Here is a 22,640-nt window from a genome sequence, read left to right as displayed (position 1 = left end):
GCGCGTCAATTGGCTTTTACGGGTTCCTATCGGGAATCAGTGCCTACCGTCGCCGCGCCTCTCGAGTCCGTCGGGCGTCTCCGGTTCGACGTTCGCCAGTCGCATCGCGTTGCCCGTCACGCCGAGGCTCATCCCCATGTCGCCGATGACGACCGCGTGGATCACCGTGACGATCCCGAACGGTGCACCGACCGCGAGAACCGCTTTCACAGCCAGACTCGTCCAAATACTCTGGCGAATCACGCCGTTCGCCATCCCGGAGAGTTCGTAGAGGTAGGGCAGGCGGGTGAGGTCGTCGCCCATCAGCGCAACGTCGGCCGTCTCGAGCGCCGTATCGGTCCCCGCGGCACCCATCGCGATGCCGACGCTGGCGGTCGCGAGCGCTGGTGCGTCGTTGATGCCGTCGCCGACCATGGCGACGTTGGCGTCGCGTTCGCCGTCTTCGTTCGCCTCGCCCTCGAGTCGCCGAATCCACTCGAGTTTCTCGTCGGGCAGCAACTCCGCGTGGTACTCGTCGATCCCCACCTGTTCGGCGATCGCGCGGGCGGTTCCCTCGTTGTCACCGGTGAGCATGACGACGCGGACGCCCTGCTCTTGCAGCCGCGAGACGGCCCACTTCGCTTCCGGCCGAACGCGGTCGGCCACGCCGATCACACCGATCGGTCGGTCCTCGGTGCCGACGATCACGACGGTCTTGCCCTCGGCCTGAAGGTCGGGGACGACCTCGCTGAGCACGTCCAGACAGCCCTTCTGCTCGCACTGAGACTGGCCACCGTACCCCATCTCGGCGAGTGCCACGCCGCCGTCGGTCGTCGCGTGAACGTGCTCGAGATCCGCGAGTCCGTCGAACAGGTCCGGTTTGCCGACGTAGTGGGTGGTCTCGTCGATTTTGGCGCGGACCCCCTTCCCGGTCAGCGCCTCGAAGTTCGAAACCTCGGGCGCAGCCTCGTCGCCGTCGGTCGCGACGTCCCGCTCCTCGGCGTAACCGACGATCGCCTGTCCGATCGGGTGTTCGCTGCGGCGCTCCGCGGCGCTCGCACGTCGGAGGACGTCGTCCTCGTCGGCGCCCTCGAGCGGGATCACGTCGGTCACCGTCAGATCGCCCTCGGTCAGCGTCCCCGTCTTGTCCACCGCGAGGACGTCGCTGTCGCCGACGGCCTCGAGATGGCGGCCGCCTTTGATCAGGACGCCGTTTCGCGCGGCGCTGGTGATCCCCGAGACGACGCTGACGGGAGTCGAGATGACCAACGCGCAGGGACAGGAGATCACGAGCAGCGTCAGTCCGACGACGAACCAGTAGTTCCAGGACGCGCCGAACAGCAGGGGCGGGAGGAGCGCGGCCGCGACCGCCAGAACGACCACGATCGGCGTGTAGACGCTCGCGAAGCGGTCGATGAACTGCTCGCGCTCGGTCTTTTCTCGTTCGGCGTCCTCGACCATCCGGACGATCCGGGCGATGGTGGAGTCGCCGGCCTCGCTCTCGACGTCGACCTCGAGATAGCCCGACTCGGGAATCGTCCCGGCGAAGACCTCGTCGCCCGCGGCCTTGTCCACGGGTACACTTTCGCCCGTGATCGGCGACTGGTCGATCGCGCTCTCGCCCTCGAGAACGGTTCCGTCAGCCGGAATCTTCTCGCCCGGCCGCACGATAACCGTATCACCGACCGCGAGTTCGTCCGCGGGAATCGTCTCTTCGGTGCCGTCCTCGCGACGGACGGTCGCCGTCTCGGGCGAGAGATCCATCAGTTCCCGCAGCGAGTCCCGGGCGCGGTCCATCGAGAACCGCTCGAGCAGTTCCGCGACCGAGAACAGCACCGCGAGCATGGCCCCCTCGAAGGGGTGGTGAGCCGCGACGCTCGCGACGATTCCGAGCCCCATCAGGAAGTCGATGTCGAGGCTCCGATTGCGGACGGAGTAGTACCCGTTGCGGAGGATCGGCGTCCCCGCGACCACGACGGCCGCGATGAACAGCAGGTGTGAGAGTTCGTAGGTTCGACCGGCGACGGTGCCGAGCACCGGATCGAGGGCCGGAAAGACGAACTCGAGGAGCATGCCGACGGTCATCAACGCGGCACCGACCGCGGTTCCGACGGCGCGACGGCTCTTCCAGACGGCCTCCCGGTCGTCGATCGGATCGCTGTCGTCGGCGATCGGAGATGCGTCGTAGCCGGCGCTCTCGATCGCACCGAGGACGGTCTCCGAATCGGCCCCGTCGGCCACCGTCACGGCGACCCGACCGGACGCGGGCCGGGTCTCGATCTCGTCGACGCCGTCGGTGGCCTCGAGCGCGTTCTCGACCTTGCTCGCACAGGAGGCACAGTCCATGCCGGGGACCGAAAACGTGCGTTCGGCCGCCCGAGAGTCGATTTCGTAGCCCGCCGCGCGCACCCGCTCGCGAATCTCGGACTCGTCGGTCAGCGTCGGATCGTACTCGACGACGAGGCGGCCGCTGGTCACCCGCGGATCGATCCCGTCGATCCCCTCGAGTCGCTCGACGCTGTTTTCGACCTTGCCCGCACAGGTGGGACAGTCCATGTCGGGGACGCGGAGTTCGAGGGTCCGACTCGAGTCCGGCGGAGTAGATGGGGAGGGAGTATCGCTCATTATCTGCTCGTAATCGCCGGATCGACATACGGGTTATTTGGCGTGCGCCAACTCGACCGTCGGCCGGAGCCGAGGTTCGGCTATCGACCCGCTCAGCGGTCCGCAACCAGCATCTCGAGCGAGTCGTCTTCGTCGACGAACGTCGTCGCGAGGCTGGCTTCGGCCCGGCGGAGGCGGTAGGAGAGCGTCGACCGAGGAATCTCGAGCGCCTCGGCGAGGGCGGAGAGTTCGATCCGGCGCGGCGTCTCGTAGTAGCCGTGGTCGACGGCCGCCCGCAGCGCGTCGCGTTGCTCGTCCGGTAGCTCCTCTGCAGGTTCGGGGTGGCTGCGGTCCGGGTCGAGTTCCGTCAGCCGCAGCATCTCCATCCCCGTACACTCGCCGACCTCCTCGCCCAGCGCGTCGAAGAAGTCGTGGATCGGCGCGTCGCTCCCGAGGACGATCCGCCAGCGGTAGCGCCGGCCCTCACGGTAGGTCTCGAAGAGGAGTCCCTCGCCGAGGTACTCGAGAGCCACGTGGGGCACCGAGGTACAGATCTCGGTTCGATCCCAGTACGTGTAGACGACGAGCGTGCCGTTCGAGCGGTCGAGCACCTGCACCTCGCAGTCGGCCCCGCAGTCGTCCTTCACGAGACAGTCCGCGAAGAAATCCGCGTTCTTGTAGGCGTCCTCGAGGGCCTCGAGCGCCTCGCTCGACCCTTCGGCGTGGTCGACCCGCCAGAGGCTGTCCGCGGTGACGTGACACGACAGCGAGCGGATCGACGTCTCGGGGTAGTCGGCGAGCACGTCGGCGACCGGGTTCGTCCCCGGTTCGTACTCGAGGGCGAAGACGAATTCTCTCATTAGCCCTACAGAGGGGCTCGCACGCCAAAGGGGTTTCTCGATGGCTCCCGTAGCGACGGACGATGGTGCCGGTATCGACGGTCGTGATCTCGAGCGTCACGAGGTGGGTCCAGGACTTCTGGGTGTTCTATCGTCGCTATACGGACACGACTGTCCACACGGCGACGACGGCAGCGCTCGCCATCTTCGGGATCCTCGTGTTCGTCGACCCGTGGTTCGCGGTCGCCGCTATCGCCTGTTACGTCGTTCCCCCCGTCGCGTTGTACGCGCTCGCGGACGAGCCAGTCTCCGGGCCGAACCGCCCCGCCGAGCGCTCCGACTCCGAGGTCCAGACGACGGAGACACCCGGACGAGCTGTCGACTCCGTGGCCGTACGGGGAGAAACGGCTCGCTCGAGTGGCGACGACGATGACTCGAGACCGACGCCGAACGTTGATTCCGGTACCGGAGAGGCAGATACCGATAGCGATACCGACACTGACGACGGAGACACCGATTCTGACAGCGACGGCACGGACACTGATTCCGACAGCGATGGCACGGACACTGATTCCGATAGTGACGGCACGGACACTGATTCCGACAGTGATGGCACGGACACTGATTCCGATAGTGACGGCACGGATACAGATTCCGACAGTGATTCCGACGGTAGCGATACAGACTCGGATTCCGACGGGTAACCGAACCGCTCGAGTACACGTCTCGGACGGTGCCCAGCCAGCGGCGGAGGCGGTCCGTTAAGATAATCGGCTTGCATTCTCCGGGGGATGGACTCGAAGAGCGACTCCGATCGTAACAGCGACGGCCACAAAGGGGACCGAGCGGTATCACGGCCCGCGGCGTCGGCGCACTGTTCGCTCTCGGATTTCTCGGTATCGTCGCACTGGCGGTCACGACACCCGCACGACTGGCGGACATCCCCGAGGTCGCAGACGTTTCCACGGCGTTGCTCGTCGCCGCAGTCGTCGTCCAGTCGTCGATCCTCCTCGCCATCGCAGTTCTGATCGGCTGCTATACCGCGCCCAAAGTCGGGCTTCGTTCACACGTCCTCGAGAGAGTCACGGACGGCAAACCGATCGTCCCGCGACTCCGCGAGGAACTGCCGATCGCTGCCGGCCTCGGAGTCGCTGCGGGGGTTACGATCGTCCTCGCGGAGGTCGTCCTCGCGCCGACTCCCGCGAACGCGCCGGGATCGGCCGATGCGACCATTGGCACCGTACTCGCGAGTGTCCCGCTTCGATTCCTCTACGGCGGGATCACCGAGGAACTGCTCCTGCGCTGGGGCTTCATGTCGCTCGTCGCGTTCGGCCTCTGGAAAACGGTCGGTCGGAAGTCGGCCGAGCCGTCCTCGAGACTGATGGCCTCAGCGGTCGTCGTCGCCGCCATCGTCTTCGGAATCGGCCACCTGCCGACCGCGATGACGCTCTACGGCGAGTTGACGCTCGAGGTCGTCGCCTGGATCGTCGTCGGCAACGTGATCGGTGGGCTGGCCTTCGGGTGGTTGTTCTGGAGGCAGAGTCTCGAGGCGGGTATGCTCGCACACGTCTTCGCGCACGTGGTGTTCGTCGCGCTGTCGCTGATGTTCGTGGTCGCCGGCCTCTGACGGAGATCTGGTCGCGGCGCGGTCAGGTATTGGCGCGATCCGTAATCCGTTCGGCCGCCCGCTCGGCACGGTCCAGTACCGCCGACTCGTCGAGGGCCCGTACGTCGTGGTCCCGCACGAGGACCCGCCCGTTACAGAGGGTGTGGCGGACGTCAGCCGCCGTCGCCGCGTACGCGAGGTGACTCACCGGATCGTGGCTCGGCGTCAGATGCGCCCGTTCGAGGTCGACCACGGCTATGTCAGCCGGTGCGCCCGCCTCGAGTCGCCCGGAGTCGAACCCGAGCGCTTTCGCGCCGCCACGGGTCAGCAGTTCGACGACCGTCTCGGCGGACACGGCGCTGGCGTCGGCGGCGGCGAGCTTCCCGATCATGGCGGCGTCGCGGGCCTCGTCGAGCATCGAGAGGTCGTTGTTCGCGGCCGCACCGTCGGTTCCCAGTCCGATCGAGACGCCCGCCTCGAGCATGCGCTGGATCGGTGCCATCCCGCTGGCCAGTTTCATGTTCGAGGCCGGGCAGTGGATCACGCTCGTGCCGGCCTCCGCGAGCAGGGCGATCTCGCGCTCGTCGACGTGGACGCCGTGGGCGACGAAGTCCTCCGGTTCCAGGAGTCCCCGCTCGGCGGCGTACTCGAGCGGTCGCACACCGTAGTCGTCGACGATCGGCGCCACCTCGTTTCGCGTCTCGTTCGCGTGATAGTGGATCGGGAGCCCGGCCGCCCGGGCCTTCGGAACGAACTCCTCGAGGTACGCCTCGCCGACCGTAACCAGCGAATGGGGCATGAACGCCGTCGAGATACGACCGCCAGCCGCACCGTCGTACTCGCGGGCGAACGCGAGGCTCTCCTCGGCGTCGGCCCGCGCCGCCGCCTCGTCCTTGCCGACGGTCACGATTCCGTGCCCCAGCAGGGCGCGGACACCCGCGCGATCGACGACGTCGGCGATCTCGGGGACGTAGAAGTACATATCGACGAATCCGGTCACGCCCGACCTGATCAGTTCGAGGACGCCCAACTCGGCGCCCGCGCGGACGTCGGCGGCCGTGAACTCGCTCTCGGCGGGCCAGACGTCCTCCTCGAGCCAGCGATCGAGCGGTTTGTCGTCGGCGAAGCCGCGAAGCAGCGTCATCGGCGTGTGACAGTGACCGTTGACGAAGCCGGGCGTCACGAGGGCGTTCGATGCGTCGAGCGTCTCGTCGCCCTCGAGATCGGGACCGATCTCGAGAATCGTCCCGTCGTCCCGGTCGATCAAGACGTCCGCGCGTGTGGTCGTCAGGTCCGGCAGCAGCACGTCGCCGTCGGTGACCGAAAGTGTCGCCATCGGATGGGTGTTCACGTCGCTCGATATTATATTGAGGACTCTCAGAACGAGCCGTTTCTCCTCTCGTCACTCGCTGACCGTTCACACAGTTATGCATCGACCAGTGAGCGGTTCGAAGAACCCGAACGGTACACGATCGGAGCCCTGAAAGGGGCGAGAACCGTGGAATGGCGAACGGTGAACGCAGTGCATCGTGAGCGGCACCGTTCACCGCGAGCAGCCGCTAGGCTTCGAGCGGGCCGACGACTGACCCGGAAGCCGCGTTCACGCGGCTGGAGGGGAAGGAGGAGTGCTTTTCATCGAAGTTTTGCCGAGGGCGCGGCTTCGCCGCGCCCGTGGTTCGAAAGGCGCAAAGCGCCTTTCGTCATCAAGCGAAACCGAAGGTTTCGCGGACCTCGCGAATTCTGGCGGGACGTAGTCCCGCTGACCTCGCGGGAGCTTCGCTCCCGCTTAGCTCCGATTCGCTCAGTCACGAGAGAGCTTCGCTCTCTCGAACGACAGAGCAAAAGTTCGTTCCTTAGAAGCCCTTCCCGAGCAGTTCGCGCGCGATTACGTTCTTCTGGATCTCGCTGGTCCCCTCGTAGATCTGGGTGATCTTCGAGTCGCGGTAGAAGCGCTCGACGGGGAAGTCGTTGACGTAGCCCGAGCCACCGTGGATCTGGACGGCCTCGTTGGAGACGTCGACGGCGACGCGGGAGGTGTACTCCTTGGCCATCGAGGCGAGTTTCGTGATGTCGTTGCCCTGGTCGACGTTCCAGGCGGCCTTGTAGGTCAGGTTGCGTGCGGCCTCGGTCTGGGTCGCCATGTCGGCGAGTTTGTGCTGGATGGCCTGGAACTCGCTGATCGGCTGGCCGAACTGCTCGCGGTCCTGGGCGTACTCGAGGGCCGCGCGAAGCGCACCCTTGGCGATCCCGACGCCCTGTGCGGCGACGCCGGTTCGGGTGGCGTCGAAGAACTGCATCTGCTGCATGAAGGCGGCGTCTCGGGTCCCGATGAGGTTCTCCTCGGGGACGCGAACGTCGTCGAAGATGAGTTCGGCGGTGTCGGAGGCGCGAATGCCGAGCTTCCCGGTGATTTTCTCCGAACTGAAGCCGTCGCGGTCGGACTCGACGACGATCTGACTGAAGCCGTTGTACCGGCCCTCGGCGTCGGGGTTGGTCTTACAGAGGACGACGAAAAAGTCGCCGACGGTCCCGTTGGTGATCCACATCTTGTTGCCGTTGACGACCCACTCGTCGCCGTCCTTCTCGGCGCGGGTCGAAACGGAGGAGACGTCGGAGCCGGTGTCGGGTTCGGAGATGGCGGCCCCCGAAATCTTCTCGCCCATCGCGACGGGCTCGAGGAAGCGCTCCTTCTGGTCTTCGTTCCCGAACTCCTGGATGGCTTCGGTGCCGAACGAACAGGCCATAATCGAGAGCGCGATGCCGGGGTCCCAGGAGAACAGTTCTTCGGCGATGAGCACCGACTCGAGCGTCGAGTAGCCCGCGCCGCCGTACTCGATCGGGATCGACGAACCGACGAGTCCCATCTCGGCGGCTTTGTCGACGATTTCGTGTGGGAACGTCTCTTCGACGTCGTACGTCTCCGCCTCGGGGACGATTTCGTTCTTGGCGAACCGCTCGACTTCTTCGCGGATCTGTTCCTGCTCTTCGGAGAGACCGAATTCCATGTGAACGTGTTCCTATCCCATCGATAAAGAGCTTTGTAACCGGTAGTAAACTGAACTATAGTTTCTGCCAAGAGGAGGGAAACGTTGAAACACGTGCCGATTGCAAGTGTAACCATGGAGTTGGAAGATATCAACACCGTCGCAGTTCTCGGCGCAGGGAATATGGGCCACGGCATCGCGGAGGTTGTCGCGATGGCTGGCTACGACGTCAACATGCGCGACATCAAAGAGGAGTTCGTGCAAAACGGCTACGAGCAGATCGAGTGGTCGCTCGACAAACTGGCCGAGAACGACCAGCTCAGCGAGGAGGAAGCCGAGGCCGCCAAGGAGCGGATCATCCCGCTCGTCGACATGGAGGAAGCCTGTGGCGACGCCGATGTCGTCATCGAAGCCGTGCCGGAAAAGATGGAGATCAAGAAGGACGTCTACACCGAACTCGAGGAGGTCGCGCCCGACCGCGCGATCTTCGCGACGAACACCTCGAGCCTCTCGATTACGGACCTCGCGGAGTTCACCGACCGGCCGGGGCAGTTCTGCGGGATGCACTTCTTCAACCCGCCGGTCCGGATGCAGCTCGTCGAAGTGATTTCGGGCGGCGAAACCGACGAGGAGACCCTCGACGTGATCGAGGCGTTGGCCGACGATATCGGCAAGTCCCCCGTGCGCGTACACAAGGATTCGCCCGGCTTCATCGTCAACCGCGTGCTCGTCCCCCTGATGAACGAAGCCTGCTGGCTCGTCCACTCCGAGGAGGCCACCATCGCCGAGGTCGACTCGACGACGAAGTACGACATGGGCCTCCCGATGGGCAGCTTCGAACTGGGCGACCAGGTCGGCAACGACATCAGCTACCACGTCCTCGAGTACATGCACGAGGTGCTGGGCGAGGCCTACGAGCCGTGTCCGCTGCTCGAGGAGAAGGTCGAGAACGAGGAGCTCGGCAAGAAGACTGGCAAGGGCTTCTACGATTACGAGGACGGACCGGGTGCCGAAATCCCGACCGACGAGCAGTCCGACCTCGTCAAGGCGCGACTGGTCGCCTCGATGGCCAACGAAGTCGCCAAACTGATCGGCAACGACGTCGCGCCGCCGGAGTCCATCGACGAAGCGACCAAACTCGGCGCCGGTTTCCCCGACGGCCCCGTCAAGATGGTCGACGATTTCGGCGTCGAGAAGGCCCTCGAGACGCTCGAGGAGGCTTACGAGGAGACGGGTCACGAGCGCTACGAGCCCGCCGATTACCTCGAGGAACGCGCCGGCGAGGGCGGCTTTTACGACTCGGCAGGGACCGCGGACGGCGAGGTCGAGTTCGACGTGATCCGCGTCGAGTACCCCGGCGATATGGTCGGACAGATCGTCCTCGACCGGCCGCACCGAATGAACACGATCAGCGACGAACTGCTCGAGGAACTCTCGGCGGCGATCGACCTGCTCGAGGACGACGAAGACGTCCGCTCGATCCTCATCACCGGCGAGGGCGAGAAGGCCTTCTCCGCGGGCGCGGACGTCCAGAGCATGGCCGCAGGCGGTGCGGACCCGATTCAGGCCCAGGACCTCTCGAAGAAGGGCCAGTCCACGTTCGGCGAACTCGAGGCCTGCGACATGCCGGTCGTCGCCGGTATCGACGGCTTCTGTCTCGGCGGCGGAATGGAGATGGCGACCTGCGCCGACATGCGCGTCGCGAGCGAGCGCTCGTCGTTCGGCCAGCCCGAACTCGACCTCGGTCTGCTCCCCGGCTGGGGCGGCACCCAGCGGCTCAAACACATCGTTGGCGAGGGCCGCGCGAAGGAGATCATTCTCACGGCCGAGCGCTACGAGGCCGAGACGATGGAACAGTACGGCTTTGTCAACGAAGTCGTCGACAACGACGAACTCGAGGACCGCGCACTCGAACTGGCGACGGAGCTCGCGGGCGGGCCACCGATCGCCCAGAAGTTCACCAAGCGCGCGATGCTCGCCGGACGCGACGACACCGAAGCCGGCCTCGAGTACGAGGCCTCCGCCTTCGGCCACCTGATGGCGACCGACGACCTCATGGAGGGGATGACGGCCTTCATGGGAGACGGCGAGCCGGACTTCCAGGGGAAGTAAGGCGAGCGTCGAACGGCTCGCAGCGCGAGTCGTTCGGAAGGGAGCCCGAGTTCGAAGGGAAGTGAGACGGCGTCGGAACCGGCGGCCGACGCCGACCGACGACCGCTGATACCGGTCGCGAACCGGCGTCCCCTCGAGCCCGTTGTTTTCGCGCCTCTCGGAACGAATATGTTTTCGAGACGGTCACCACTCCATAGTTGTGTCGCCCGGTTATCGAGTACGGCGCGAACGCTTCGATCGGAATCAGTCTAAACACTGATAGCTGGTCGCGAGATTTATCACCCAGAGGTACGATTGGTGACCCGTGGCTGTAATCGATGATGAGAAGCGAGGGGGCAACCAATGAGTGAGGATCTCGAAGTGCTCGTCGTAGACGACGAGGCTCGACTCGCCGATCTGTTCGCCGCGTGGCTCCAGAGCGAGTGGAGCGTCGATACGGCCTACGACGGCGAAGAAGCGCTCGAGAAGATGGGCAACTCCGTCGAGGTCGTACTGCTGGACCGCCGAATGCCGGGACTCTCCGGCGACGAAGTGCTGGCGAAGATCAGGGATGCCGGCTACGACTCGCGGGTCGTGATGGTGACCGCGGTCGATCCGGACTTCGATATTATCGAGATGGGCTTCGACGACTACCTGGTCAAGCCGGTCTCGAAGGACGAACTCGTCGAAATCGTCGACGACGTCGCCGATCGATCGGAGTACGAATCGGACATTCAGGAGTACTACGCGCTCGTCTCGAAGAAAGCGCTCCTGGAATCCGAGAAGGCAGACCGCGAACTCGCGGACAACGAGGAGTACCAGAACCTCCGCGAGCGCGTCGCAGAACTCGAGGAACGGGTCGACGAGACGGTCTCCGGGATGACCTCCCACGACGACTTCGTCGGCGCGTTTCAGGATCTCCAGACCGAGAACTAACGCCGGTCAGCTGATTCGGCGTCGAACGCGAACTCGAACCGGGCCCCCTCGGCTTCGCTCTCCGCTGCGGTAACCGACCAGCCGTGTCCAGTAGCGACTTCTCTGACGACCCACAGCCCGATTCCGAGCCCGTCCGACGACGACGAGACCGACGGGTCGAACAGTTCGCCGCGTAGTTCGTCGGGGAGCCCCGCACCGTCGTCCTCGACGAAGAAGCCGCGGGGTTCGGTGCCCGTCTCGCCGTTCGAGTCGAGGAGCCCGATTCGGACGGTGATTCCTGGGCCACCGTGTTCGACAGCATTACGAAAGAGGTTCTCGAGCAACCGCAACAGCCGCGACCGGTCGGCCTCGAGGCCGACCGTTTCCGCGACGGACAGCGACGCGTCGGCCGTCGAGACGTACTCCCAGGCGTCGCGGGCGATCGCCAGGACGTCTTCGACGATCGACTCCATTCGATCGAGGCCGTCGCGGACGTTCGCGGCGTGCTCGAGCGATCCGGTCTCCTCGAGCAGGTCGAGATAGCCCTGCGCGACGCTCAACGGGTTTCGGAGGTCGTGACTGACGATTCGCGCGAAGGCGTCGAGCCGTTCGTTCTGTTCGCGGAGCTTCCGTTCGCTGCGCTTTCGTTCGGTGATGTCGCGGATAACGCCGACCGAGCCCAGATACTCCCCGTCGTGGACGAGCACGGCGATCTGGACCTCACACGGGATTCGATCGCCGGTTTTCGCCTCGAGGGACAGCTCGAGGGTGTCCGTTCCGGTCTCGCTGGCGAGCAGCGAGCGGATCTTCGCCTCGCCGGCCTCGATGTCGTCCCGATCGAAGACGATCGAGGCGTGTTCGCCGAGCAGCCCTTCGCGGCTGTAGCCGGTCATCTCGGTGAGCGCGTCGTTGACCGTCATGAAGTGACCCTGCTCGTCGAGGACGTACATGCCGTCACCGGCCGTCTCGACGAGCCGTTCGTACCGCTGGAGGGTCCGTTCTTGCTGCTCGAGCTGTCCGCGGACGACGATCGTCTCGAGGACGTGCGAACTCGCGGCGGCGGCCGCGCGAATCGCCGTCCGTTCGGCGTCGGAAAACGGGACGGGGGCGTAGACGACGAACACGCCGTAGACGTCGTCGCTCGAGGAGAGCGGTGCGACGGCGACGGCGTGGACGCCGCGATCGAACGCGTGGTCGCCGAAGGGAACCTCGTCGCGATTGTTCGCGACGTCCTGGAGCGTCTGGAGCTCCCCCGTCTGCAGTGCGCGTTCGAGCAGCGGTTGCTCGCCGTCACCGATGGGGAACGTTCGTTGCATCGGCCACTCCATGCTGTCCGGATCGGTCAGCCACGGGACGACCTCGCGCTCGCCGCGGTCGTACTCACCGACCCAGGCGAACCCGAATCGATCGGCGGCCGTAAACTCCTCGCGGAGGATCCGTTCGACGGCGACGGGCGAGGTCACGTCGACCAGTCGTCGCCTGACGCCGGTGACGATGGACTCGAGATCGGCGGGGAGATCGGGGTTGTGCCGGTCCTCGCCCGTTCCATCCGTCTCACTCGAGACATCAGTTTCGTCAGTCCCTCTCGAGTCGGCGTCGATACGCCCCGTCACGGCGTCGGCCAGCCGATCCGGCGACTCGGTGTCCTCGGTCCGCGCGACGACCTCGCCGAGGACCGCGACGGATCCCGCGCCCGTCTCGGCGTCGCCCCAGTGGACGAACGTCGGCGTCTCCGGGGACTCGGATTCGACGGTGTCGACGAGTTCCGGGACGTTCGCGACCGTACTCGCGTCGACGACGATCGCGTCGATCGACTGCTGCTCGAGTCGTTCGACGGCGTCGGAAGCGTGCTGGGCGACGACGACGTTGACCGGTTCGTCGGTCAGCGCGAGCGTCACTGACGCTCGCGTCGAGCGATCGCTACTCACACAGAGGACGCGTGGTCGACTCATCTCAGTTCGACTCCGTTGGGGCATCCATGTCTATCACGGCGAATCGCCGTTACTATTCGACCGGACGCTATCGGAACTGATTGTTCTTTCGACACGATATTCGTGCCGACCGGTCCGCGGGAGATCACTACTGACCGTCTGCAGTCCGCCGAGTTGGTGGTTTCGGCCGAGTGGGTTTCGAGGGGATACCGAGAGGGTGACCCGCGCTGGCGGACCGACCGTGAGAATGAACCTGCCGTAGGCCGTTAGGACGGTGCCTGACCATAGATCAGGTTCCGCTGGATCTCGTTCGCTCCCTCGTAGATGACGGGAATACGGACGTCGCGATACACGCGAGCGATCCGGCGTTCGTCGAGGACCGAGCGGCCGCCGTGGAACTGCATCCCTCGCTCGGCAACCTCGACGGCCGTCTCCGTCGCGCTCGTCTTCGACAGCGCCGCCCAGTAGCCCGGGTTCTCACCGTTTTCGACCTTCTCGCAGGCTCGCCAGGCGAGCGATCGGGCGCGCTCGAAACTCATCAACATGTCCGCGAGACCGTGCTGGACCGCCTGAAAGTCGCTGATCGTCCGACCGAACTGCTCGCGGTCGTGGACGAACTCCCAGGCCTCTTCGATGGCGGCCGCCGCGAGGCCGAGGCCGTGGCCGGAGACGGCGATCCGGCCGTGGTTGAAGAACTCCGCGAGCATCCAGAACCCCGCCCCTTCGGATCCGATCAGGTTCTCCTCGGGGATGCGACAGTCCTCGAGTTCGATGTGGGCCTGTTTCGAGGCGCGCATCGCCATCTTCTCGGGGATGTGTTCGGCCTCGTAGCCGTCGGTGTCGGTCGGAACGATGAACAGCGAGTGATTGCCGTAGCGGTTGGTCTCGTCGTCGTCCGTCCGCGCGTAGAGCGTGATCCAGTCCGCCTCGACGCCGTTCCCGATCCAGTACTTCTCGCCGTCGATGACGTACTCGTCGCCGTCTTTCTCGGCCGTCGTCTCCATCCCCGTGAGGTCGCTGCCGGTGTCGGGTTCCGAGACGGCGAGCCCCGAGCGCTGCTCGCCTTCCGCGACCGGTCGGATGTACTCCTCGCACTGCTCGTCGGTCCCGTACTCGTAGGTAATCTCGCAGCCGAAACTCGCCAGTTGGAGCGTCAGGGCGATGCCCGCGTCCGCGCGGTAGAACTCCTCGGTGAGCGCGAGTAACTGGGGCAGGTCGAGTCCGCGACCGCCCCACTCCTCGGGGATGTCCTGTGCGACGAGGTTCGCCTCCTGGCCGGCCTCGAGAATCTCCTCCGGGTAGGTCCCCTCCTGAAAGTGTTCCTGTGCGTTCGGTTCGATGTGTTCGCGGGCGAACTCGCGAGCCTCGGCCTTGATCTCGTGGGCGTGTTCCGGGACGATACTCTCCTCGAGTAGATCCATGTCCTGTCACACGACAGCAAGGTGGATATACCCGCGGGGCAACAGTGCAAGCCACGCGAATCCACCCGACGGCGGGTTGGCGTCGAAACCGGTCGCGTCGATGAGCAAAACCGAGTGAGTCGGCCGTGAACGATCGAAACGATTGCAGCGACCAGCGACGGATTATATCGACCGGTACAGTCCCGACTAAAACAGTGACAAACGGTTGTGAATGATCAGAACGGCAACCGCGTTATTACATCCTCGAGTCCGACGCGGGAGGTATGACAGAACGACCGCCGAACCGCGATCACGACAACCCGATCGAACGCCGAACGTTCATCGCCGCCGGAAGCGGCCTCGGTGCGATGCTGTTCGCCGGCTGTACGTCGGAGAGCGCGCCGGCGGACGAATCGGACGACGAGTCGACGGACGGGGAGTCGGACTCCGACGGCGGAAATTTCCGGCTGCTCGTCAGCGATATGCCGGCCGACATCGGCGACTTCGACCGGCTGGACGTCACCCTCGACTACGCGCGGATCTTCGACGGTGACGACGAGAACGGGGATGGCGACGAGGAATCGGACGACCAGAACGGAGATGATGACAACGAAGCGGACGAATCGTCCGAAGAAGAGGTGGCGAACGAAGACGAAGCGGGTGGCAACGTCGAGCGAAATCGCGGGTTCTACACGCTCGACCTCGAGGGTGCGACGGTGGACCTCACGCAGGTGGTCGGCGACAAAGCGATCCCCGTCTTCGAGGACGAACTGTCGCCGGGGACCTACGAGAAGATCGAACTCCACGTCGAGGCGATCGAGGGAATCGTCGACGGCGAGCGGGCGAACGTGAAGGTACCCAGCGAAAAGCTCCAGATCACCCACCCCTTCGAGATCGGCGACGACGACGCCGTCGATTTCGTCTTCGACATCAACGTGGTCAAACGCGGACGGGGGAACGACTACAACCTGACGCCAGTGATCTCGGAGAGCGGGGTCGCTGGCGAGGACGTGGAGGTCGAGGAGGTGTCGGGCGACGGGGACGACGAGACCGCCGAGGACAATGACGGCGAATCCGACGCTGACGACGGAACTGGTGACGAGGAAGATGACGAATCCGATGCTGACGACGAAACCGGTGACAACGAAGATGACACCGATGCCGACGACGAAACCGGTGACAACGAAGATGACACCGATGCCGACGACGAAACCGGTGACAACGAAGATGACACCGATGCCGACGACGAAACCGGTGACGACGAAGACGACGCCGATCCCGGCGACGGTGGCGAGGGCGACGATCCCGACGACGGCGAGGGGGCGTAGACACGATGAGTCGTCGTCGGTTCCGTCTCCACCCGTCGACTGACGCGAGTACCTACCGAAGCGACCGTACCAGTTCGTCCGTGTTCGCGGCCGCGTCCGCGTGGTGGTCCAGCCGCCAGATGTCCCAGACGACGTCGCAGACGAGGTGGACGTAGAGCACGATCCCGGTCAGGATCGCGAGGGACACGCTCGAGAGCGCGAGGGCCGGGACGACGACGCCGATGATGAGCAGGTGGCTCAACAGCCTCGAGAGGACGCCGACGTCTCCCGGGCCGAAGATGCGAGCCTGATCGGCGACGGCCGCGACCGGGTTAGCGAGACAGAACCGGACGGCGTCCCAGGTGCCGGTCTTGAAGCGGGCGATGAGCAAGTGATCGACGTCGATGAAGACGCCGACTGCGGTGCCGTAGACGACGAGAACGGGGGTCGGAACGGTGTATCCGAAGACGGTGATCGGTGACAGGACGTAACTGAGGACACCAGCGACGACGAGCGAGATGGCGGCGTGGTGTTTCGAGTAGATGTGTGGTCACCTGTCGGGGCCGACGGCGGCGGGCCACTAAATCGTCCCGTCGGTTCTCGGTGGTCGTGAAGCGGCCGATTCAGCCGGCGAATCCCGAGAGGAGCCACTCGTCGCCGTCGTCGTCGCCGATGCTCGGTGCGCTGACGAGCACGAAGGCGCTCTCCTCGTCGCCGTTGCGGATCTGACGCGTCGAGGCCGGCGGGATCCACAGCGCGTCGCCGGTCTCCATCGCGACCGGTTCGTCGTCGATCACGACCGTCGCCGCCCCCTCGATCAGGACGTAGACCTCCTCGTGTTCGTTGTCCGTGTGGTCGTGTGGCTTGCTGTTCCAGCCCGGATCGCAGCGAGCGACCGTCACGCCGACCTGTTCGGTCTCGAGCGGATCGCTCAGGAAGTGCATCGCACTCGAGACCTGATCGACCTCCTCGTAGTTCACTTTCCGATAGCTCATGGCTGTCCATTGGGCGGGATACCAGTAAAACTACGCGTTCCGCGGCGGACCGCGAGAATCCGTCCTGTCGAAGTTGATACGTGTCGGGACGTCCGTCGACGAACGGTCGTCGCCAACTGTACGGATCGAGTCGCAGCACCAGTCGGGTTCACGACAGGCAGACAGTGAGACGGTTTCTCACCCGGGAAAGACAGGAGTACCGGTATCGTCCAGTGTAGTCGGCGTATCGGATCAGTGTACTCGATCGAAGCGAAGCGAGTGGTTACTCATCAGTCTTGCGGGCGAAGCGGTAATCGAACGCCTCCCACAGTGTCCAGATCCGGACGCCGTACTCCGTCTCGTAGTGTTCGACGACGTCCCGACCGAAACGCGCCTCCTTCCCGCGTACCGTTCCGAGAAATTCGACCGCCGGACCGTCTTTTCGATACCCCCAGGCCGACCCGCTGTCCGTCGTATTGTTCATCTGTGTGAGCACGACGAGCGTCGCACCTGGTATCGCTCGAAGCACGTCCGGAAGGAACACGTCGTGTTCCCTGTCGTACGTCGATTCGACGTAGGCGTAGATCCCATCTCCAGGGTTCTCCTCGTCGTATATCGTTTGTAACGCGTCTGCGTACCGATCCGGCCAGTTCGAACGAACCACGTCTTCGGATAGTTCCTCCCCGAATACCGAGAGAATCGAGTGCATTCCCATATAGTGATTCCTGCCGTGACTGTTCGTAATCCTTCCGACGATAGCGTGCCGACTACACTCGTCGTATTCAGCGCGCGGCATCAGCCGTTGGCGGGGAGGTCATACCCGCGCGTGATATCGCTCCCGGCGCGTGGTATCGTTCCCGATGCTGATCGAGTCGCTCGGCCGGAATGAAATCGAACGGGCCCCTGTGACGGATTCGACGACGGCAGACGGAACGAAACAGACTCCCGAGCGCGCTACCCGTCCTGCGAGATCGGGTCGAAGCTGTCGACCGGGATCACCGAGTAGTCGACCGTCAGCGCATCCTTGGTCGCGCGAATCTTCCCGACGAAGGTCGAGATGTCCTCGAGTTCGCCCTCCAGGACGAACAGTTCCATGCAGTAGTGGTCGCCGACGTGGCTGTGGAAGTTCGAGGCGACGAGGTCCTCGTGTTCGTGGCGCAGGTGCATCATGCGCTCTTCGACGCTGGTCGTCTCGTAGTCGAAGAGGACGGTGACGATGCCCATCAGTTCTCGGTCCTCGAGGCGGGTGTCCTCGAACTCGCCGAGGAGGTTTCGGGAGGCTTCCCGGACGACTTCGCTGCGGCCGGTGTAGCCGTGTTCGTCCGCGAACTGGTCGAGTCGCTCGAGGAGTTCGTCGGGCATGGAGACGCTTACGACAGCCATATAATAACTCGAGGGGTAAAATCTATTAAGCCTTATCATACATCCAGCGCTTGAGCCGGTCACGATGGTAACCGATCGCACGGTTCGATAGCACTCCATCGAACCGATTCGGTGGTACCCGGCCGCACCGGTTCGCCGGCACACACTGTTTTCCGGCTTCACCGTGAGCAGGGAGTATGTACCTTCCACACCGAACCTGGCCGGAGCTCGGCGAGTACGTCGAAAACGAATCGCTCGCGGTCGTCCCGCTGGGCTCGAGCGAACAGCACGGGCCCCACCTCCCGGAGGGCACCGATCACCTGATCGCCGAGGCGCTCGCCCGCGAGGCGACCGATCGGACGGGCTATCTCTGCACGCCGCCGGTTCGGATCGGCGTCAGCTCTCACCACCGGCAGTTTCCCGGAACGATGTGGGTCGACGCACCCGTGTTCCGGGACTACGTCGAGAGCCTCTCGCGAAACCTCACGTTCCACGGGATCGACCGAATCGTCTACGTCAACGCCCACGGCGGCAACGTCGCTCACCTCCGAGAGGTCGGCCGGCGGCTCCACGACGACGAGGCGGCCTACGCGATCGAATGGATGTGGGACGAGTCGATCCCCCAGTTGATCGAGGAGGTCTTCGAGACCCCGGGTCCCCACGGCGGTCCCAAGGAGACCGCGATGATCATGCACATCGCGAACGAACTCGTCCGCGAGGATCGCCTCGAGGAGGCCCGCGACGGCGGCGCGATCTTCGATTACGACGCCGAGCGGGTCCACGGCGCGACCACCTTCTACGACTGTATCGAGAACAGCCCGAACGGCGTCTTCGGCGATCAGACCGACGCGACGCCCGAAATCGGCGAAGAGCTGTTCGAGGCCGCGACGGACCAGCTCGTGGCCCTGCTCGAGTGGCTCGACGCTCAGCCGTTCGAGGATCTCATGCCCGAGCCGCAGCTCGATTCGGCGTCCGGCCGCGATCCATATAGTAACCACTGAAACTCGTCGACAGCCGATCGCAGGACGGCTATACGATCGGTGAGCGAATCATGCAGATTGTACGATAGAACACGCTCGAGCGTCGCGACGACGACGCAGCGCGCCGCCGTTCCCCCGTCTCGCTGGACTTATGCGTTCGAGTCACCTGATGCACACAATGAGCGAACGAACGGAGTCGTCGGAACCAACCTTCTGGACGGCCGGCGACGACCAGACAACGTTACGGAGTTGTCAGGCGCTCGTCGACACGTTCGAAGGCGGACTCTTCCGGCTGGATGCCGACGACCGATTCCTCGCGATCGACGACACCCTCCTCGAGATGACGGGCTACGCCCGCGACGCCGTCCTCGGCGAACGCGTCACCCTGCTACTCTCGAGGGCGGACGCGAAGCGATTCGAGGAACTCGTTCGAAGCCGACGGGACGACGTCACGTCGCTCGAGATCACGGTTCACACTGCCGACGGGACGACGGTAGCCTGTGACTGTCGAGCGAGCGGTGTCTGGGACGAGGATCGATTCCGGGGCTCGATCGCGACCGTCCAGGAACGCGGTCGAGGCGACGCTGACACCGCTGCTCCCGATCGAGCGGACGATTCCGCCACGTCGAGTACCTTCGAAGCGTCGACGACGGTCCTCGAGGAGGCCGACGTCGGCGTCTTCGTCCTCGACGACGAGTTCGACGTGGCGTGGATCAACGAGGCGACCGAGCGATACTTCGACCTCGAGCGGGCGGACGTCCTCGGTCGCGATAAGCGCCGACTGATCGACGAGACCATCCGCGATCGGGTCGCCGATCCGAACGCGTTCGCGGACACCGTCACCGCCACGTACGTAGACAACGACGACGTCGAACGCTTCGAGTGTCACGTCACCGCGGACGGCGACCGCGAGGAACGATGGCTCGAACACCGGAGCAAACCGATCGACTCCGGCCGGTACGCCGGCGGACGAATCGAACTCTACTACGACGTCACCGCCCAACACGACCGGGCCGCCCAACTGCGGCGGCTGAACGAGGCCGTTCGCGAGTGGCTCGCCGAAAGCTCGCGGGAGCGGGTCGCCAATCTGGCGAGTCGCCACGTCCGAGAGATCCTCGACCTCGAGATCAACGGCGTGTTCTGCTACGATTCCGACACGCAGCGGCTCCGGCCCGTCGGCTGGTCAGCCCCGGCCGAGGTGCTGCTCGGCGACATTCCGTCGTTCGCCGAGGGCGAGGGGATCGCCTGGCGCGTCTTCGAGACCGGCGAGCCGGAGATCTACGACGACGTCAGGACCGATTCGGACGTCTACAACCCCGACACGCCGATTCGAAGCGAAATCTGCCTGCCGATCGGCGATCACGGCGTCCTCCTCATCGGCTCCGAACAGCCGACCGAATTCGACGACGGCGACCTCTCGCTGGCCAAAATCGTCGCCTCGAGCCTCGAGGTGATCTTCGACCGGATCCGTCACGAGCGCCACCTCGAGCGCGAGCGCACCCAGACGGAGAAACTCCTCCAGACGGCGCCGATCGGCATCTCGGTCGAAGACGCCGCCGGCGAGACCGTCCTCGCGAATCAGCGGGTTCAGGAGCGAGTCGATTCGATCGGGGAGACGGCGCTCGGCGAGACGGAGATGGTGCGAGAGTGGCCCGTCTACGACGCGTCGGGCGAGCGGGTCGAGGCCGGATCGAATCCGTCGGCCCGCGTCAGAGAGACCGGGGAACCGGTGTTCGACGAAGAGTTCGTGGTCGAGGGGCCGACGAACGAACGCCGGTGGGTCTCGGTCAACGCCGCGCCGGTGTTCGCCGCCGACGGCAGCCTCGAGCGAGTGATCTCCAGCGCCGAGGACATCACGGCGCTCAAAGAACGCAAGCGTCGCCTCGAGCGCCGGAAGAGCGAACTCGAGACGGAGTTGAGCGAGATCTTCGGCCGCATCTCGGACGGCTTCTACGCGCTCGACGACGAGTTCCGGTTCACGCACGTCAACGAGACCGCCGAACGGCTATTGGGGCGGTCGCGTGCGGAACTGCTCGGGACCACGCTGTGGGACGTTTATCCCGACGCCACGAATTCGGATCTCGAGGAACGGTACGAGGAGGCGCTGGCCACGCAGGAACCGGTCTCGTTCGAGCGCTACTCCGAACCGCTGGGGGTCTGGGCGCGGGTACAGGTCTACCCCTCCGAGACGGGGCTGTCGATCTACTTCCGGGATATCACCGAGGAGAAAGCCCGCGAGCGGGAACTGACGACCTACGAGACGATCGTCGAGACGATCGAAGACGGGATCTACGTCCTCGACGAGGACGGACGGTTCACGACGGTCAACGACGCCTACGCCGAGCTGACCGGCTACGATCGCGACGAACTGATCGGGGCGCACGCCTCGCTCGTCGTCGACGAATCGGTCATGGACCTCGCCGAGGAGATCGTCACCAACGGGAGCAACGTCCCGACGGTCGATGCCGAACTCGAGACGAAGCACGGCGATCGCGTCCCGATCGAAGCGACCGTCACCTCGCTCACCGCGGTCGACTCCGATCGCGAACGGGTCGGCGTCGTCCGGGACGTCACCGAGCGCAAGGAACGCCAGCGAAAACTCGAGGCGAGCGAACAGCGCTACCGGACCCTCGCGGAGAACTTCCCGAACGGAACCGTCGGCCTGTACGACGACGACCTGCGGTACACGGCCGTCGGCGGGCAACTGCTCGACGATCTCGGGATCGATCGCATCGACGTGATCGGCCAGACGGTCTCCGACCGGTATCCCGAACCGGTCCTGGAGGAAATCGAACCCCACTTCGAGGCCGCACTCGAGGGCGAGGAGCGCTCGTTCGATCTGCGCTACCACGGCCGAGAGCTGTTGGCCCACACGCTCCCCGTCCACACCGACGGCACCGTTCGACGGGGGATGCTCGTCGTCCAAGATATCACCGAGCGCAAGGCCTACGAGCGGAAACTCGAGGAGTCGAACGAACGCTTAGAACAGTTCGCCTACGCCGCCAGCCACGACCTCCAGGAGCCCCTGCGGATGATCACGAGCTACCTCCAGTTGATCGAGAGCCGCTACGCCAACGAGCTCGATTCGGACGCCGAGGAGTTCATCGCGTACGCGGTCGACGGCGCCGACCGGATGCGCGAGATGATCGACGGGTTACTCGAGTACTCCCGGGTGGAGACGCGCGGCGACCCGTTCGAGCCGGTCGACCTGGAGGCGGTCCTCGCGGACGTGCGCCGGGACCTCGAACTGCAGATCGACGAGAGCGACGCCGAGATCGCGGCCGAGTCGCTCCCCCGGGTCCGCGGCGACAGGAGTCAGCTCCGACAGGTGTTCCAGAACCTGCTCGCCAACGCGATCGAGTACAGCGACGAGCCGCCGCGCGTGACCATCTCGGCCGAGCGCGACGGGGGGCGGTGCACCCTCTCGGTCAGCGACGAGGGGATCGGCATCGATCCGGACGACGCCGATCGGGTCTTCGATATCTTCCAGCGACTCCACAGTCACGAGGAACACGACGGCACCGGAATCGGCCTCGCGCTCTGCCAGCGGATCGTCGAACGCCACGGCGGCGAGATCTGGGTGGACTCCGAATCCGGTGAAGGGGCGACGTTCTCGATGACGCTGCCGGTCGTCGAGGAGTGAGCGGTTCGAGTCGCGCTGTCGGTCT

General features: G+C 64.9%; 17 protein-coding genes. 7 read left to right on the top strand and 10 right to left on the bottom strand.

Annotated elements, in window-relative coordinates; translation table 11 throughout:
• Positions 1–36: 36 nt before the first annotated feature.
• The gene (locus ACSFC7_RS10095) at positions 37–2,604 is read right to left on the bottom strand and encodes a heavy metal translocating P-type ATPase (RefSeq protein WP_436347580.1); all 2,568 of its coding nucleotides are present in this window, start codon (positions 2,602–2,604) and stop codon (positions 37–39) included.
• Positions 2,605–2,696: 92 nt separating this feature from the next.
• Complete coding sequence (locus ACSFC7_RS10090; RefSeq protein ID WP_436347579.1) at positions 2,697–3,443, bottom strand: helix-turn-helix domain-containing protein; 747 nt, start codon at positions 3,441–3,443, stop codon at positions 2,697–2,699.
• Positions 3,444–3,505: 62 nt separating this feature from the next.
• On the opposite strand from ACSFC7_RS10090, the gene ACSFC7_RS10085 reads away from it, so the two are divergent.
• Both ACSFC7_RS10085 and ACSFC7_RS10080 read left to right on the top strand, forming a co-directional pair.
• Positions 3,506–4,126, top strand: coding sequence for a hypothetical protein (locus tag ACSFC7_RS10085; protein ID WP_436347578.1), 621 nt, complete (start codon positions 3,506–3,508; stop codon positions 4,124–4,126).
• Between the two features lie 266 nt (positions 4,127–4,392).
• The gene (locus ACSFC7_RS10080) at positions 4,393–5,049 is read left to right on the top strand and encodes a CPBP family glutamic-type intramembrane protease (RefSeq protein WP_436347577.1); all 657 of its coding nucleotides are present in this window, start codon (positions 4,393–4,395) and stop codon (positions 5,047–5,049) included.
• A gap of 22 nt (positions 5,050–5,071) precedes the next feature.
• On the opposite strand, the gene ACSFC7_RS10075 is transcribed toward ACSFC7_RS10080, so the two are convergent.
• Together ACSFC7_RS10075 and ACSFC7_RS10070 are read right to left on the bottom strand one after the other, a co-directional pair.
• Complete coding sequence (locus ACSFC7_RS10075) at positions 5,072–6,364, bottom strand: amidohydrolase (protein WP_436347576.1); 1,293 nt, start codon at positions 6,362–6,364, stop codon at positions 5,072–5,074.
• A 517-nt stretch (positions 6,365–6,881) separates the two neighbouring features.
• Positions 6,882–8,033 carry an acyl-CoA dehydrogenase family protein gene (locus ACSFC7_RS10070; RefSeq protein ID WP_436347575.1) on the bottom strand — a complete coding sequence of 384 codons (1,152 nt, stop codon included), beginning with the start codon at positions 8,031–8,033 and terminating at the stop codon, positions 6,882–6,884.
• A 114-nt stretch (positions 8,034–8,147) separates the two neighbouring features.
• Between ACSFC7_RS10070 and ACSFC7_RS10065 the strand changes: the two genes are divergently transcribed.
• Together ACSFC7_RS10065 and ACSFC7_RS10060 are read left to right on the top strand one after the other, a co-directional pair.
• Positions 8,148–10,124: a 3-hydroxyacyl-CoA dehydrogenase NAD-binding domain-containing protein gene (locus ACSFC7_RS10065; protein ID WP_436347574.1), complete on the top strand. Its 1,977-nt coding sequence runs from the start codon at positions 8,148–8,150 to the stop codon at positions 10,122–10,124.
• A gap of 342 nt (positions 10,125–10,466) precedes the next feature.
• Positions 10,467–11,039, top strand: coding sequence for a HalX domain-containing protein (locus ACSFC7_RS10060; protein ID WP_436347573.1), 573 nt, complete (start codon positions 10,467–10,469; stop codon positions 11,037–11,039).
• Here the strand turns inward: ACSFC7_RS10060 and ACSFC7_RS10055 are convergent.
• A complete protein-coding gene (locus ACSFC7_RS10055; protein ID WP_436347572.1) occupies positions 11,036–12,970 on the bottom strand; it encodes a PAS domain S-box protein in 1,935 nt (644 codons plus the stop codon). The genes ACSFC7_RS10060 and ACSFC7_RS10055 overlap by 4 nt on opposite strands.
• 245 nt (positions 12,971–13,215) lie before the next feature.
• Positions 13,216–14,370, bottom strand: a complete 1,155-nt coding sequence (locus ACSFC7_RS10050; protein WP_436347571.1) for an acyl-CoA dehydrogenase family protein — start codon at positions 14,368–14,370, stop codon at positions 13,216–13,218.
• Between the two features lie 263 nt (positions 14,371–14,633).
• Here ACSFC7_RS10050 and ACSFC7_RS10045 point away from each other — a divergent pair, with 263 nt between their 5' ends.
• Positions 14,634–15,677: a DUF4382 domain-containing protein gene (locus ACSFC7_RS10045; protein ID WP_436347570.1), complete on the top strand. Its 1,044-nt coding sequence runs from the start codon at positions 14,634–14,636 to the stop codon at positions 15,675–15,677.
• Positions 15,678–15,729: 52 nt separating this feature from the next.
• Here ACSFC7_RS10045 and ACSFC7_RS10040 read toward each other — a convergent pair whose 3' ends face one another.
• The 4 genes from ACSFC7_RS10040 to nikR form a co-directional block, all read right to left on the bottom strand.
• Complete coding sequence (locus ACSFC7_RS10040) at positions 15,730–16,140, bottom strand: hypothetical protein (protein WP_436347940.1); 411 nt, start codon at positions 16,138–16,140, stop codon at positions 15,730–15,732.
• A 139-nt stretch (positions 16,141–16,279) separates the two neighbouring features.
• On the bottom strand, positions 16,280–16,651 hold the full coding sequence (locus ACSFC7_RS10035) for a cupin domain-containing protein (protein ID WP_436347569.1): 372 nt from the start codon (positions 16,649–16,651) through the stop codon (positions 16,280–16,282).
• A gap of 262 nt (positions 16,652–16,913) precedes the next feature.
• The gene (locus tag ACSFC7_RS10030) at positions 16,914–17,345 is read right to left on the bottom strand and encodes a hypothetical protein (RefSeq protein WP_436347568.1); all 432 of its coding nucleotides are present in this window, start codon (positions 17,343–17,345) and stop codon (positions 16,914–16,916) included.
• Positions 17,346–17,584: 239 nt separating this feature from the next.
• Positions 17,585–18,013: a nickel-responsive transcriptional regulator NikR gene (nikR, locus tag ACSFC7_RS10025; RefSeq protein WP_436347567.1), complete on the bottom strand. Its 429-nt coding sequence runs from the start codon at positions 18,011–18,013 to the stop codon at positions 17,585–17,587.
• 176 nt (positions 18,014–18,189) lie between these two features.
• Between nikR and ACSFC7_RS10020 the strand changes: the two genes are divergently transcribed.
• Together ACSFC7_RS10020 and ACSFC7_RS10015 are read left to right on the top strand one after the other, a co-directional pair.
• A complete protein-coding gene (locus ACSFC7_RS10020) occupies positions 18,190–18,993 on the top strand; it encodes a creatininase family protein (RefSeq protein ID WP_436347566.1) in 804 nt (267 codons plus the stop codon).
• A 157-nt stretch (positions 18,994–19,150) separates the two neighbouring features.
• Positions 19,151–22,615, top strand: a complete 3,465-nt coding sequence (locus ACSFC7_RS10015) for a PAS domain S-box protein (RefSeq protein WP_436347565.1) — start codon at positions 19,151–19,153, stop codon at positions 22,613–22,615.
• The last annotated feature ends 25 nt before the right edge of the window (positions 22,616–22,640 follow it).

Source organism: Natronorubrum halobium (assembly GCF_051351675.1).
Classification (GTDB): Archaea; Halobacteriota; Halobacteria; order Halobacteriales; family Natrialbaceae; genus Natronorubrum.
This window is presented reverse-complemented; position numbering and strand designations above follow the sequence as displayed.